This window comes from Stenotrophomonas koreensis, from assembly GCF_001431525.1.
Lineage (GTDB): Bacteria > Pseudomonadota > Gammaproteobacteria > Xanthomonadales > Xanthomonadaceae > Stenotrophomonas > Stenotrophomonas koreensis.
The window spans coordinates 19,170-32,837 of record NZ_LDJH01000017.1 but is presented as its reverse complement, the minus strand read 5'-3'; the positions used below and the strand labels follow the sequence as shown (position 1 = coordinate 32,837).

At 67.3% G+C, this 13,668-nt stretch carries 11 protein-coding genes and 1 pseudogene; 5 read left to right on the top strand and 7 right to left on the bottom strand.

The window, feature by feature from the left end:
- The first annotated feature begins 34 nt into the window (after positions 1-34).
- On the top strand, positions 35-1,735 hold the full coding sequence (locus ABB25_RS10230) for an ABC1 kinase family protein (RefSeq protein ID WP_057666467.1): 1,701 nt from the start codon (positions 35-37) through the stop codon (positions 1,733-1,735).
- Positions 1,736-1,801: 66 nt separating this feature from the next.
- On the opposite strand, the gene ABB25_RS10225 is transcribed toward ABB25_RS10230, so the two are convergent.
- Complete coding sequence (locus ABB25_RS10225) at positions 1,802-4,198, bottom strand: DUF3772 domain-containing protein (protein WP_057666465.1); 2,397 nt, start codon at positions 4,196-4,198, stop codon at positions 1,802-1,804.
- Positions 4,199-4,249: 51 nt separating this feature from the next.
- Positions 4,250-6,142, bottom strand: a complete 1,893-nt coding sequence (locus ABB25_RS10220; protein WP_057666463.1) for an FUSC family protein — start codon at positions 6,140-6,142, stop codon at positions 4,250-4,252.
- A gap of 177 nt (positions 6,143-6,319) precedes the next feature.
- Here ABB25_RS10220 and ABB25_RS10215 point away from each other — a divergent pair, with 177 nt between their 5' ends.
- Positions 6,320-6,814 (top strand): lipocalin family protein, encoded by a 495-nt coding sequence (locus ABB25_RS10215; protein ID WP_057666461.1) that lies wholly within the window; start codon positions 6,320-6,322, stop codon positions 6,812-6,814.
- A 13-nt stretch (positions 6,815-6,827) separates the two neighbouring features.
- Here the strand turns inward: ABB25_RS10215 and ABB25_RS10210 are convergent.
- Both ABB25_RS10210 and ABB25_RS10205 read right to left on the bottom strand, forming a co-directional pair.
- Positions 6,828-7,643, bottom strand: a pseudogene (locus ABB25_RS10210) (TIGR03915 family putative DNA repair protein); the annotation flags it as partial.
- Positions 7,640-8,896, bottom strand: a complete 1,257-nt coding sequence (locus tag ABB25_RS10205; protein ID WP_057666456.1) for a putative DNA modification/repair radical SAM protein — start codon at positions 8,894-8,896, stop codon at positions 7,640-7,642. The pseudogene ABB25_RS10210 and the gene ABB25_RS10205, both read right to left, overlap by 4 nt.
- Before the next feature lie 166 nt (positions 8,897-9,062).
- On the opposite strand from ABB25_RS10205, the gene ABB25_RS10200 reads away from it, so the two are divergent.
- Complete coding sequence (locus tag ABB25_RS10200) at positions 9,063-10,277, top strand: NAD(P)/FAD-dependent oxidoreductase (RefSeq protein WP_057666454.1); 1,215 nt, start codon at positions 9,063-9,065, stop codon at positions 10,275-10,277.
- Between the two features lie 4 nt (positions 10,278-10,281).
- Here the strand turns inward: ABB25_RS10200 and ABB25_RS10195 are convergent, their stop codons facing one another.
- Complete coding sequence (locus tag ABB25_RS10195; RefSeq protein ID WP_057666452.1) at positions 10,282-10,596, bottom strand: DUF6122 family protein; 315 nt, start codon at positions 10,594-10,596, stop codon at positions 10,282-10,284.
- Positions 10,597-10,726: 130 nt separating this feature from the next.
- Between ABB25_RS10195 and ABB25_RS10190 the strand changes: the two genes are divergently transcribed.
- Both ABB25_RS10190 and ABB25_RS10185 read left to right on the top strand, forming a co-directional pair.
- Complete coding sequence (locus tag ABB25_RS10190) at positions 10,727-11,194, top strand: YehS family protein (protein ID WP_057666449.1); 468 nt, start codon at positions 10,727-10,729, stop codon at positions 11,192-11,194.
- A gap of 99 nt (positions 11,195-11,293) precedes the next feature.
- Entirely contained in the window at positions 11,294-11,683 is a 390-nt protein-coding gene (locus tag ABB25_RS10185; RefSeq protein WP_057666447.1) for a DUF6165 family protein, read from the top strand.
- A 408-nt stretch (positions 11,684-12,091) separates the two neighbouring features.
- Here ABB25_RS10185 and ABB25_RS10180 read toward each other — a convergent pair whose 3' ends face one another.
- Entirely contained in the window at positions 12,092-12,745 is a 654-nt protein-coding gene (locus ABB25_RS10180; RefSeq protein WP_083488250.1) for an HAD hydrolase-like protein, read from the bottom strand.
- 121 nt (positions 12,746-12,866) lie between these two features.
- On the bottom strand, positions 12,867-13,622 hold the full coding sequence (locus ABB25_RS10175) for a hypothetical protein (protein ID WP_152981177.1): 756 nt from the start codon (positions 13,620-13,622) through the stop codon (positions 12,867-12,869).
- Positions 13,623-13,668: the final 46 nt, after the last annotated feature.

The window sequence follows — 13,668 nt, the reverse complement described above, 5'->3', positions numbered from 1 at the left end:
GGCAACACTGCGCGCCACCCCCGTCCTCCGGAGCATGGCCTTGCCCTTGCCGACCGCCGCCCCACCCGCCCCCATCGACGGCATGCTGCGCCGTCGGCAGATCCTGCAGCTGCTGCTGCGTTACCGCCATTGCGGTGTGTTTTCCGGTTTCCAGCACGATCCCGGCCTGGTGGTGCCGCCGGCCAGTACCGAGGCCGACAGCCCGGCCCGGTTCGTCAGCGATCTGGAAGCGCTGGGGGTGACGTTTGTCAAACTCGGGCAACTGCTTTCCACCCGCCCTGACATGATCCGGCCGGACTACCTGGCGGCACTGGAACGGATGCAGGAAAAAGTCGCGCCGGTACCGGTGCAAGACATCCAGCAGGTGATCGAGGCCGAACTGGGCGCGCCGATCGGCAAGCTGTTTTCCAGCTTTGATCCGCAGCCGCTGGGCTGTGCCTCCATTGCCCAGGTCCACCGTGCGGTGCTGCGTGACGGCCGCGAAGTGGCGGTGAAAGTCCAAAAGCCCGAGGTCGCTGCCCAGCTGCATTCGGACCTGCGCGTGCTGCGCAGTTTTGCCGCCGCGGCCGACCGCTTCACCCGGGTCGGCCGCCGCGTGCGCCTGAGTGACTGGCTGGCCGAATTCGCACGCACCCTGCAGATGGAACTGGATTACGAGACCGAAGCCGGCAACCTGCAGCGCTTTGGCAACCATCTGGCACCGTACCCGGCGCTGTGGGTGCCGCAGCCGCTGCTGGACCTGAGCAGCAAGCGGGTGCTGACCCTGGAGCTGGTGCAGGGCGTGCGGGTGGATGCCATCCCGGAGGTGCGCCGCACCGAACAGAGCATGGATCCGCTGGCCGCGGCGCTGGTACGTGGCTACCTGGACCAGATTTTCGTCCATGGCGAGATCCATGCCGACCCGCATCCGGGCAACCTGCGCGTGACCAGCGACAACCGGCTGGCCATTTTCGACCTCGGCATGGTCGCGCATGTGCCGCCGCGCCTGCGCGAGCGCCTGCTCAAGCTACTGCTGGCTGCTGTCGATGGCCGCGGCGAGGAAGTGGCCGATGACATCATCGCCATCTCCACCCGGCTGGAGGACTACCAGGAGGAGCGCTACCTGCGCGAAACCGGGCAGATGATTGCCCGCTATGCCGCCTCGCGCAGCATCAGCGAAGGCCAGGTGGTGCTGGAAATCGTACGCATTGCCACCGATTGTGGCCTGCGCACGCCACCGGAACTGAGCGTGCTCGGCAAGGCCCTGCTGAACCTGGAAAACGTCTGCCACAGCCTGGCCCCGGCCCTGGACGTGCGCGCCATCGTCGAGCGCCAGCTGCAGTCGGTACTGCGCGCACGGCTGAAAAAAACCTTCTCCCGTGCCAACGTCGCCAGCGAGATGATGGAGCTGCAGCAGCTGGCGCGGCTGGGGCCACGCCGGATCAGCGAGATCCTCGGCCTGCTGGCCGAAAACCGCCTGCAGATGAAGGTCACCGGGCTGGAGGAATCGCGGCTGATGGAAAACATCCAGAAGGTCGCCAACCGCGTGGCCGCCGGCCTGATCAGCTCGGCCCTGCTGTTGTCGGCAGCGATGCTGATGCGGATTGAAAGTGGCTGGACCCTGTTCGGTTACCCGGTGGTGGCGCTGGTGCTGCTGCTGATTGCGGTGATCATCGCGCTGGGGCTGATCCTCAGCTCGCTGCTGTTTGACCACCGCACCCAGGCCGCCGAACGCGAAGAACGCGGCCTGCGCTGAGCCGCCGCGCAACCATGCAACCACACCGGTGGCGCTGCGGGCCGCGACGCAGGCCTGCAGCGGCAGTCAGCGGCTGTCGCTGACCAGATGCACGTCGGCCGGTGTCGCCAGCGCGATGCCGGCGGCCTGCAGCGCCACCAGCAGCTCAAACAGCAGCTCTGAACGCACCGCATAGACATTGCGCGGGCTGCCGACGTGGCCATGGCTGTTGATGGTGATCATCCCGCCCTCGATGCCGTCGATATAGAACGCCGGTGGCGGTGACTCCTGCACCCCCGGGTGGGCGGCATACAGGTCCAGCAGCACCTGGCGCAACCGCGCCACATCGGTGGACAACGGCACCTGGAACTTGATCTGCACCCGCCCCTGCGGGTTGGCCAGGGTCATGTTGCGGATCGTCTTGGTGATCAGCTCGGAGTTGGGCACGATCAGGGTCGATTTGTCGCCGGACTCGATCTCGGTGGAGCGCACGCTGATCCGCCGCACATCGCCTTCCTGGTCGCCGATGCGTACCCAGTCGCCAATCTTCACCGGCCGTTCGGCCAGCAGGATCAGACCGGAGACAAAGTTCTGGGTGATGGCCTGCAGACCAAAACCAATGCCCACCGACAGCGCACTGACCACCAGTGCCAGCCGTTCAAAACCCAACCCGAGCGCGGCCAGGGTCCACAGCGCGACGATCGCCAGGCCCAGGTAACGGGCCACCGTGCTGACCGAATTGCGGCCGCCGGCATCCATCGCCGTCTTCGGCAGGTAGGTCTCCACCAGCCAGCGCTGCAGCAGCTGGATGATCCCCAGCCCGACCACCAGCACCAGCAGCGCGCGCACCAGGGCCCACGGCCGCAGCACGGTTTCACCGATGGTGATGCCATTGCGCAGGGTATCCAGCCAGCCCCACATCACCGCGCTGTTGCCCTGGGGCAGGGCGATGGCCCCCACCGCCAGCAGTACCAGGCACAGCCGTACCAGCGCCGAGGCCAGCACCCCGCCCTGTTCGAGCTTGGCGCTGCCCAGACCGGTCGCCAGCATGATCGCCTGGCCGCTGCGGCTGTCGGTGGCAAACACGCGCAGGCACAGGTCATCGGCAAATTTCAGCAACAGCAGCAGGGCCATGCCGATGACCCCGAGCCAGATCATCTGCTGGGCGGCGAACATCGCCAGGTTGATCCAGCCCAGCAGCGTGGCCAGCAACGCCGCCATCACGGTCAGATGGCCAAACACCCGCACCAGCACGGCCCAGCCGCCACGGCGGCGGGCCGCTGCGCTGTCAGCAGCGGCCTGGGCATCGTCAAGCTGCTGGCGCCGGTACAGGCGGGTCAGTGACAGCAGCATGGCCATGATCAGGGCGATGTAGCACAGCGCCAGCAGCCCATCCAGGGCGACGCCGGTGATTTCACTGGTGCGCGCGGCACGGTTCAGGGTCTGCCCGACCAGGGTCACCCACATCAGCCCGGCGGCCATCCAGGCGTACTTGCGCATCCGGCTGGCGGCCAGGTCATCCAGCGCCAGCAGCCGCCAGGACGGCCGCTTGGGCACCAGCAGGCAGGCACTGAGCGCGGCAATGAAGGCGGCAAAGAAGGTGGCCTGCACCATCGCATCGGCCACCTGGACCAGGCGCGGCGCGATCGCATCGATGGCCTTCAGGCCATTGACCAGCACCAGCACCGCCACCCCCGGCAGCAGCGTGCCCACCAGCAACAGCCACACCGCCAGGCCGGTGCGCCGCAGGCGGCCGGCGGGCGCACGCCCGGAGGCGGCAAAACGACGCCCCCAGCGGCGCAGCCACAGCCGCAACGGGAAAAACAGCAGCAGCGCCACGCCCAGGGCCAGCAGCGGTGGCCACCCGCCATGCCGGGCGAGCGCGGTCTGCAGCGCCGCGTGCTGCTGGCGCAGCAGCACGCCGAAGTGCCGCCAGTCACCGGGGACCTGGTGGATCACCTCGCGCCACAGGGTGGGCGACAACGGCGAGGCTACACGACGCGACAGCTGCCGCCCCAGGCGTTGCACCCGCTCCTTCTCGATCGCGTCGGCCAGCTGCCGGGCCTCCACCGACAACAGGTTGCCCTGCTTGATCAGGTCATCCAGCAACAGCTGCTGGGCACCGAGGGCCTTGCGCTGGCTGGCCACCGCATTGCCCTCGCGGTCGCCATCGGCCAGTTCGCCGAGCTGGGCAATGCGCGCCTCCAGGCTTTCGCGCTCGGGGCCGAGCATGCGCACGGCCAGGTCGGCCTGGCGTTGAGCCTGCAGGGCCCGTTCGCTCAGGGCCCCCAGGGTTTCGCGCGATTCGATGTCGCCCACCGAGCGGCGGATCTGCTGCAGCTGCTGGCTGACCTGCTGCAGCTGGCCACGCGCATCGGCGGCCACCGCCTGGGGCGAGCCGGCGGTGGCGAAGGCGGGGGCGGCAGCCAGGCCGCTCAGCGCAAGACACAACAGGAAAATGCGTAGCAGGTGGGTAACGGGCATACGGAATCGGGATCGGCCAGCGCCAGCAGCGCACACGGCCACCACTATAAGTCAGCCGCTGCGGGTAGCCGCCGGGGGACGCGCTGCGGGCGCCGGCAGGCTGTGCCAGACACGCTGCAGTGCCGGTGCAATGAACGCCGGCAGGCCCGCGGGCAGGTGTTGCCCGGTGGGATGTTCCAGCCCGGCCTGGAGCTGCCGCAACGCGGCCTGGACCCGGGTCACGCCACGGTTGCCATACAGGGTGCCGGCCATCGCCCGCGCCGCATCCGGGGCCTGCTGTTCCAGCACCCAGCCCATGGCCAGCATGCGATAGGTCAGCTCCTGCACCGCGGCGACCGTGGCCCAGCGCAGGTCGGCGTGCGCACGTGCCGCGGCATCGCCGGCCTGCGCCTGTTCCCAGGCCTGGGCCAGCGCAAACCGGCGATGACTGACCTGCGCGCGCAGCTGGCGGGCACGGGTACTGGTCAACTCCGCCCAGGCCAGGTGGCTGTTCAAACCGATCAGGGCCTGCAGCATCTGCGCCAGTTCATGGTCGATCTGCCTGGCCGCCTGGCGCGCAGGCATCAGCCTGAAGACCACCAGCGCCACGACACAGCCGAGCAGGGTGTCCACCCCGCGCGCCAACAGGTATCCGGCCGGGTCGGCCGGCACATGGCCACCGGCCGCCAGCAGCATGCCGGTGGCGGTAATCAACAATGCCGCCAGCAGGTAGTTGCGCAACACCAGCATTTCCACGCTGAACTGCAGCACGAAGATCACCGCCGCCAGCCACAGCCCCTGGGGCTGCCACCACAGCAGCACACCGGTCAGCAGCAGACCGCCCCAGGTACCGAGCAGCCGCTCGACACTGCGCTGCACGGTGCGGGCCCAGTCCATGCCGGTATGCAGCATCAGCACCGCCGCGGCGACAGCCCAGTAGGCGCGTTCCAGTCCAAAGAACGCGGCAATCGCGCCTGCCAGCACCGCAGCCACGCCGACCCGCGCGATGACCAGGCGCGACTGTGATCCCGGACGCAGGGCTTCGACCAGGGTGGCCAGGGTGCCTGGTCTTCCCAGCGGCAGGCTCTCGGCCGGCCACGCAGGCACCAGCGGCTCGGGGGCCACCAGGTTGGCCTGCAGGTGCTGCGCCTGCTGCCTGGCCTGGGCAACCTCCAGGCGCCCGGCCAGCACATCGGCAAACAACTGGTGCCATTGCCGGTTGAGCCCGCGCAGCTGTGCCAGTGGGCCACCGGGCGAGGTCCGCCGTGGCTGGAAATTGACCAGTGCCTGCCAGGCTTCATGCAGGGCCAACGCGGCACGTTGCCGGGCAGCGTGGCCGGCGGCGGTATCGTGCTGCTCCAGCCACGCCTGCACCGCGGCACCGGCCGCCTGCACCGCTGCCCGCTCCGGGCCACGGAAGGCCCACAGCGCGCCGAGCATGTGCGCCAGCCAGGCCAGGGCACCGCCGCCGGTCACCAGCAGCCCCACCTGCAACGGCGAAAAATCCGCCACCGGCATCGCACTGCCGGCGGCACAGGCCAGCATGAACAGATAAGCGCCCGGTGGACCGACGCGCAGCGCATTGCACAGCCAGGTCGCCAGCATCGCAATCACCGCCACCACCGGCACCACGGCCAGTGGCCAGGCCTGTCCGACCCAGTCGCCCAGCGCCACCGCCAAGCCGAATGCCAGCGCCACCAGCGCCAGCTCCAGCGCGCGGCTGGCGTACGGACGGCCACTGCCATACAGCCCGGTGAGCCCGCCGATGGCGGCCATCATCCCGGCATGCAGGTCGCCGGCGGCAAGGCCGACCACCACCGGCGCGGCCACACAGAAACCGGCGCGCAGCGAGAACAGCCAGCGCCCGGGCGGCAACGGTCCCAGCCGCAACAGGTTGTGTCCGAACTGGCGCCAGGCCGCTGGCGTGGCGCTGCTGGCCGGGTCGGGGAAGGAAGAGGAAGGCATGCCGCGTTCTCGTTGACAGACACACGCCAGGGCCGGGGTTGTCGCACCTACCACCTTGCCCTGAGCGTTGTTGCAGTCTACTCAGGCCAGCTGCATGGTCTGAAAACACATCGTCGCCACCGCTGATTAACACCGCGCTGTCTATACCTTTGCGTCCCGCCGAAAAAGGAAGATCCAATGACCGAGCGTGTCGACCCGATCACCATCAGCCACCTGGACCTGACGCGGTATCTGGGCCGCTGGTTTGAAATCGCGCGCCTGCCGATGCGCCATGAACCGGCCAACGCCACTGACATCACCGCGACCTACTCGCTGGATGAGCAGGGCGCCATCCGGGTGCAGAACCACATGCGGCTGGACGGCGAGGTGGAAGAGTCGATCGGCCAGGCCAGGCCGGTGGATGAGAGCAACAGCAAGCTGGAAGTGACCTTCCTGCCGGCCGGCCTGCGCTGGATTCCCTTCACCAAGGGCGACTACTGGGTGCTGAAGCTGGACGATGCCTACAGCGTCAGCCTGGTCGGCAGCCCGGACCGCAAGTACCTGTGGCTGCTGGCCCGCCATCCGCACCTGGACGAGGCCACGCGCAACCACTATCTGGCCTGCGCACAGGCACAGGGCTACGACCTTGCCGGGTTGATCCATACCCCGCACACCGGCCGCGCCACGGCCTGAGGGATCACTCCCGCTCCGGCACCGTACGCACTGCCCGCTGCCGCGCCGGAATCTTCCGGCGCGGCGCCTGCGCCTGACGCTCGGCCATGGCCTGCACCCGGCTGCCGGCCGTGCGTACCAGCTCCGGCAGCAGGTGCCAGTACTTCTGCGGCATTTCCTGGCGCATCATCCGGGTGTTCAGACGTGCCGGGTTGAAGGTGTTGGCGTAATAGGCCTGCCAGAGTTTTTCCCCGGCATCCTCTTCCGGCACCGCCTCACGGTCACCGCCATCGCCCCACCACAGTGCCTGGCCATCCCAGACCACGCTGCGGTAAGGGGTATGGATCGACCAGCGCATGCCGGCAAAACGGCGCAGGAAAAACGGCGCCACCCGGTCGACGATGAAGTGCTCCGGCTCGAACCAGGCGGCATAGGTGTTGTCCTGGCCAGGCACCGGGCGGAAACGCACGAAGGCCTTCATCTTGTGCAGGTCTCGGCCGACCGATTTCTCCAGCCCGCGCAGCCGGTGCACATCGGCATCCAGTGCCCGCTGCAGCAGGCCACGCTCCCCCTGGCCGATCCGCCAGAGCAGCCGGTACAGCAGGGCATGCCGGCCCGGATCGCGGTGGCAGAGCCCCCGCCCGGCCAGGTCCATGAACGTGGCCGGCACGCTCAAGCCGCTGCGCAGCGGCGTGGCCTGGCTGACCGCGGTGGCCGGCAGCAGGCTGCCCTGCTGCGGCTGTTCCCAGTTCACCTGTTCCGGGGCCAGTTGTGCCTCCCAGGCCTGGCGGGCCAACGCACGCCAGCTCTCCAGGCTCCAGCTCGGGTCGACCTGCGCCTGCCAGCTCATCCGAACAGGTCCCCCTGGCGCGGGGCCGGGGCCAGCTCCGCACGCAGCCGCGCCGGGTCATCCAGGCGCTGGCGCGGGTGGTGGTCAACCACGCTGATGAAGGGCAGCATCTTGGCCAACGGCGCGCGCAGGCGGCTGAGCTCATCCAGGCGCATGCGGCCATGCCGGCGTGCGGCAATGATCTTCTCCACATTGCGCACACCCAGCCCCGGCACCCGCAGCAGCATCGTGCGCTCAGCAGTGTTCAGGTCCACCGGGAAATACGCCGGGTTGCGCAGCGCCCAGGCCAGCTTGGGGTCGATGTCCAGCTCGAGCATGCCGTTGCCATCGCTGGTGGCAACGATTTCCTCGACATCGAATTCGTAGAAGCGCAGCAGCCAGTCGGCCTGGTAGAGCCGGTTCTCGCGCTGCAGCGGTGGCGAGCGTGCCGGCAGCCGGGCCGAGGCATCGGGAATGGGGGAAAACGCCGAGTAGTACACCCGGCGCATCTGGTAACTGCCATACAACGCGCTGGAGGTGCGCAGGATGGCGCCATCGTTGGCACTGTCGGCGCCGACAATCATCTGCGTGCTCTGCCCGGCCGGGGCAAAACGCGGCGGCCGGGCCCGGCGCAACGGCTGGCCGGCCTGCTCACGGCGCTCGGCACGGTTGCGGACGATCCCGGCATGCACGGTATCCATCGCGCCGCGGATGTCAGCCACCTGCTTGTCCGGCGCCAGTGCCTTGAGCCCTTCCTCGGTCGGCAGCTCGACATTGATGCTCAGGCGGTCGGCATAGCGGCCGGCCTTCTCGATCAGCTCCGGGCTGGCCTCGGGGATGGTCTTGAGGTGGATGTAACCGGCGAAGTGGTGGTCCTCGCGCAAGGACCGCGCCACCTCCACCAGCTGCTCCATCGTGTAGTCGCCATTGCGGATGATGCCGCTGGACAGGAACAGGCCCTCGATGTAATTGCGCTTGTAGAAATCCAGGGTCAGCTGCACCACTTCGGCGGTGCTGAAACGGGCCCGGCGCACATTGGAGCTGACCCGGTTGACGCAGTAGGCGCAGTCGAACACGCAGAAGTTGGTCAGCAGGATCTTCAGCAGCGAGATGCAGCGGCCATCGGGCGTGTAGGAATGGCAGATGCCCATGCCCTCGGTGCTGCCCACGCCCTTGCCGGCACGCGAATCACGCCGGGCACCGCCACTGGAGGAACACGAGGCATCGTATTTGGCCGCATCGGCCAGCACGGCCAGTTTCTGCATCAATTCCATAGCCCTGCACCGTGGCACCGACCTGTCTCATACGTTGAGAACGCTCGGCTGGATGCAGCCTGGGCCGGGGCGGTATGCCCGCGCCGGTGCCGGTGCCGACGGCGATGACAACGGCAACACAGCCAGCCACGCACACTGCCAGCCCGCTCAACAACCTGCCCTGCCCATGGACCTGAAAAGTGGCTATCCGTTCTGGGCCATAAAGAATGGCCTGATCCAGGCGTTTCCCCAACTGCAGCAGGACCTGCGTTGCGAGGTGCTGGTCATCGGTGGCGGCATTACCGGGGCGCTGATTGCCGACGAGCTGGCCCGCAATGGCGGCCATGAGGTGGTGGTTATCGAGCAGCGCGATATCGGCTGGGGCTCCACGGCGGCCAGCACCGCGATGCTGCAGTTCGAGATCGATACCCCGATGGTCGAGCTGGCCAGGCAGTACGGCCAGGACAATGCGGCCGCCGCCTACCTGGCCTGTGCCCGGGCCATCGACCAGATCAACGTGCTGTGCCAACCACTGGGCGAGGTCGATTTCCAGCCCCTGGCCAGCCTGTACTACGCCAGCAGCCGGCGCGACGGCCGCCACTTGCGCGAGGAATATGCGCTGCGCCAGCGCTACCGGATCCAGCAGCAATGGCTGGAGCCCGACGAGATCCTGCAGCGCTACGGGTTTGCAGCGCCGGGGGCGATCCTCAGCGCCAAGGCCGCGCGCGTGGACCCCTACCGGCTGACCTACCGGCTGTTTTCGCGCCTGGCCAGCGCCGGCGTCGGCATTTATGACCGCACCTGCGCCAGCCAGTTGCGCCCGCATGGGCAGGGGATGGAGGTGACCACCAGCAACGGCGCACGCATCACCTGCAACCAGGTGGTGCTGGCCACCGGCTACCAGGCACAGCAGTGGCTGCAGCAGCCGGTCGCCAGGAACCGCAGCAGCTACGCGATGGTCACCGACCCGATTGACCCCGATCAGCTCGGTTTCCTGCGCCACACCATGCTCTGGGAGACCGCACGCCCGTACCTGTACATGCGCAGCACCGGCGACAACCGGCTGCTGATTGGCGGGGAGGATGATGCGCTGGACATCCCGGCCCGGCGCGATGCGCGGGTGCAGCGCAAGGCGCAAAAGCTGCTGAAGAAAGTGCAGCGGCTGTTGCCGTCACTGCCGATGCAGACCACATTCAGCTGGGCCGGCACCTTTGCCGAAACCGCCGATGGCCTGCCGTTCTTTGGTGCCCACCGGCAATGGGGGCCGCGGGTGCTGTTCGCGATGGCCTATGGCGGCAACGGCATCACCTATTCGATGACCGGCGCCGAGTTGCTGCGCGCAGCCATCGAAGGCCGCAGCCACCGCCTGAGCGAACTCTATGGCTTTGCCCGGCTGGACTGAGCGCTCAGCGCATCAGCACGCAGTCCAGGCCATCAAGCAGCACATGCAGCACCAGGCCGAAGCCGAACCAGCGCGTGCGCGGCCAGGCGGCCAGCCCGGCATAGGCCAGCATCGCCGGCGCGGTATGCAGCGGGTGGAAACCGATCGAACAGCGGTCCGGGGCATAGATCGGGTCGGCCAGCAGGTGGTCCAGGTCGATCACGAAGGCCGCCATCATCCACATCCACGCCCGCACGGCCTGCGGCCGCCAGAACAGCAGTGCCAGCAACGCCGGAATGGCGGCATGCAGCAGAAGGTGCAGGGTAGCGCGCAAACTCATCGGTAATCCTCGCCCAAGACCCGCGCGCCGGCGCTGAAACCACGCCAACTGCGGCCGCGCATTCTACCCGGCCCGGCAACCGCGACGCGTACAATGCCCGGCGATTGCCCCACGGCAGAAGGACCCAGCAATGATCAACAACGACGTACTGCGCAGCCTCCGTTACATGTTCGACCTGTCCAACGGCAAGGTGGTCGAGATCATCCAGGCGGTGGATCCGGCCTTTGCCGTGGACGAGGCCATCGTCAATGACTGGCTGCGCGAGGAAGAACACCCGCTGTTCGTGGCCTGCCCGGATGCGGCGCTGGTGCGTTTCCTGGACGGCCTGATCCTGCTGCGGCGCGGCCCCAGCCCGGATGGCAGCCGCCGTCCGTTCGAGAAGCAGTCCTCCAACAACCTGGTGCTGAAAAAGCTGCGGGTGGCCTTCAACCTGAAGGACGATGACATGCATGCCATTTTTGAAGATGCCGGCCTGCCGCTGTCCAAGCCCGAACTGTCGGCGCTGTTCCGTGACCCCGGGCACAAGAACTACCGCGAGGCCGGCGACCAGGCGCTGCGCAACTTCCTCAAGGGCCTGACCGCGCGCCTGCGCGACTGATCCGGCGCGTTCAAGCCGCCAGGCCCGGTCCGCTGCCGGGCCAGGGTCAGCGGGCGCGCGCTATCATCCAGCCTGACTACCGCATTACGGCTTTTTTGCATGGATACCATCCTTACCCCGGTTTCGATTGGCGAACTCATCGACAAGATCACCATCCTGGAGATCAAGGCCGAGCGCATCGACGATGCCGGCAAGCTGGCCAATGTGCGTACCGAGCTGGAAGGCCTGCAACCGCTGCTGGCCTCCCAGGTACAGCGGGCACCGCAACTGCATGAGCTCAAGCAGCAGCTCAAGGCGATCAACCTGCGGATGTGGGAAATCCAGGATGCCCTGCGCGAGTGCGAGGCCGCGCAGACCTTCGACGATGCCTTCATCCAGCTGGCGCGTGGCGTCTACCAGACCAATGGCCAGCGGGTGACGGTGAAAAACCACATCAACCAGCTGGCCGGCTCGACGCTGGTGGAAGAAAAACAATACCAGGGCGAATAATCCCGCCAGCCGTCCGGATAAACAAAGGCCAGGCAATGCCTGGCCTTCTTTTCATCGTGCTCCAGCCTCAGGCTGTGGCATGGGTGCTGCTGTCGGCTTGCTCCACAGGAACCGTCTTCATCGACAGGCATTCCGGACAAACACGTTCCAGGACTTTGATCACCGGTTCGTAGACAGTCTGGCACTTGGTGCACTGGACCTTTCCAGTGGTTTTGGCTTCCATAAGCCCCTCTCGCTGTTTTTTTCCGATCCACAGACTACCAGCAAGTGGCCGGAAAATATCAGGTAAATGTGTGATCGCCGGCGTCAATACTGACTGTATTCACCCGGCTGTCCACACAGCGGCCAACCGTGCCGGCGGCTGAGCGGGCAGTGCTGATCAACCGCGGTTGCCCCGGTCTGGCCGGCTTATGCACGCTGATCGGCGCTGGCCAACAAGCCCGCCAGGTCCTGCGGCTGCTGCAGCAACGGCCAGTCACTGAGCGGCTGCAGCACCTGGGCATGCGCCAGCCCCCAGGCCACACCGACAAAGTCGATCCCGCAGGCATGGCTGGCGTCGGCATCGCGGCCTTCATCGCCAATCGACAACACCCGCCCCTGGGCCACACCCGCCTGGCGCACCACCCGTTTGAATATCGCGCGTTTTCCCAGGAACGGCGCGCGGCAATGCACCGCAGCGAACAACCCCAGCGCCGGGCCAAGGACTTTTTCCACCGTGGATGGGCTGTTGGAGCTGACCACGACCATCTGCACCCCTTGCGCATGCAGCTGCTCAAGCACCGCCGACCAGCCCGGATACAGCTGCACCCGGTGCAGGTGTTGGGCCATCGCCAGCCGCATCTGCCGGGTCACCGAGGGAATCTGCCACCAGCGGATTTTCAGTGCCCGCAACATCGCCCGGCTGTCCATCGCGCGCAACGCGTGCCAGCCCTGCGCGGGCTGTGGCACGCCACGCTGCTGCGCCAGTGCCGGCAGCAACAGATCAAACAGCACAGCCGAATCGGCCAGGGTGCCATCAAAATCAAACAGCAGCAGGTCATAGCGACGCGTCGGCATGGTCATCGATTATCGTCCGTCCCGTGTCCAGGCCAGGCAGCACCCGCGCAAACGGCCGGGACAGCGCGCGATGGCGGCCAACATTGCAGCGGCAACCCACCCTGCAACAGCTGCCAATACCGTCCGCTCAGCGCGCCGCCAGTGCCTGCTGGCATTTGTTGCGGTTGTACAGCGTGGCCTGCGCCACCGGCAGATAGGCCTGGTGTTCCAGCCGCGACAACTGCAGCCGGCTGCGCAGTTGCTCCAACTGCTCCAACGATGAGAATCCCGCCACCCGGGTCTTGCCCAGGGTGCGCAGGCACTGCGCCGGTTGGCCGAGACGGAACTGGGTAATCGCACGGTCATTGGCAATGGCATCGGCCTCCAGCCAATCGATAAACCCGCCGCATTCGGCCTCCAGCCCATCCAGTATCTGCAATGCCTGCTCGTAGTTGCGCCGCTCATAATGCTGGCGGAAGCGCGCGCGGGTCTGTTCACGCATGTTCCAGCGGCAGGCGTCGGGCAGTGGCAGGAACAGCGCGGCGATCTCGCTGTGCATCCCGCAATGCTGGCGGCACGCTGCCACATCCAGTACCTGGGTACGCCAGCCATCGCCCTCCGGGCGCAGCTGCAGCTGGCAGACCGGGGCATCGGGTTGCACGGTACGCGCAATGACCCGGCCGGCACCGAGCTGGATCACGCCGGAAAGCGAGCAGCTGCTGCCATTGCGCGAACTGCCATCCAACGCAAAACGGCGCTGCGCGCCATCAAAACTGATCACCAGTTCGGCCGATCCCGGCTGGGTCGCATAGTGTCCGTTGGCCGGTGCAACCACCGCACCGGCCAGCGCCAGCGGCGCAGTCCCTGCACTGACCAGCAGCGCCATCATCCATTGCCTGAACATCCACGACTCCCGGGAGCTCCCTGCTCGAGGCTGTGATCATGCCAGC

Excerpts from the sequence above, each read along its gene's own strand:
- ABB25_RS10230 (WP_057666467.1), top strand. The coding sequence starts at position 35 with ATGGCCTTGCCCTTGCCGACCGCCGCCCCACCCGCCCCCATCGACGGC.
- ABB25_RS10225 (WP_057666465.1), bottom strand. The coding sequence starts at position 4,198 with ATGCCCGTTACCCACCTGCTACGCATTTTCCTGTTGTGTCTTGCGCTG.
- ABB25_RS10220 (WP_057666463.1), bottom strand. The coding sequence starts at position 6,142 with ATGCCTTCCTCTTCCTTCCCCGACCCGGCCAGCAGCGCCACGCCAGCG.
- ABB25_RS10215 (WP_057666461.1), top strand. The coding sequence starts at position 6,320 with ATGACCGAGCGTGTCGACCCGATCACCATCAGCCACCTGGACCTGACG.
- ABB25_RS10205 (WP_057666456.1), bottom strand. The coding sequence starts at position 8,896 with ATGGAATTGATGCAGAAACTGGCCGTGCTGGCCGATGCGGCCAAATAC.
- ABB25_RS10200 (WP_057666454.1), top strand. The coding sequence starts at position 9,063 with ATGGACCTGAAAAGTGGCTATCCGTTCTGGGCCATAAAGAATGGCCTG.
- ABB25_RS10195 (WP_057666452.1), bottom strand. The coding sequence starts at position 10,596 with ATGAGTTTGCGCGCTACCCTGCACCTTCTGCTGCATGCCGCCATTCCG.
- ABB25_RS10190 (WP_057666449.1), top strand. The coding sequence starts at position 10,727 with ATGATCAACAACGACGTACTGCGCAGCCTCCGTTACATGTTCGACCTG.
- ABB25_RS10185 (WP_057666447.1), top strand. The coding sequence starts at position 11,294 with ATGGATACCATCCTTACCCCGGTTTCGATTGGCGAACTCATCGACAAG.
- ABB25_RS10180 (WP_083488250.1), bottom strand. The coding sequence starts at position 12,745 with ATGACCATGCCGACGCGTCGCTATGACCTGCTGCTGTTTGATTTTGAT.
- ABB25_RS10175 (WP_152981177.1), bottom strand. The coding sequence starts at position 13,622 with ATGTTCAGGCAATGGATGATGGCGCTGCTGGTCAGTGCAGGGACTGCG.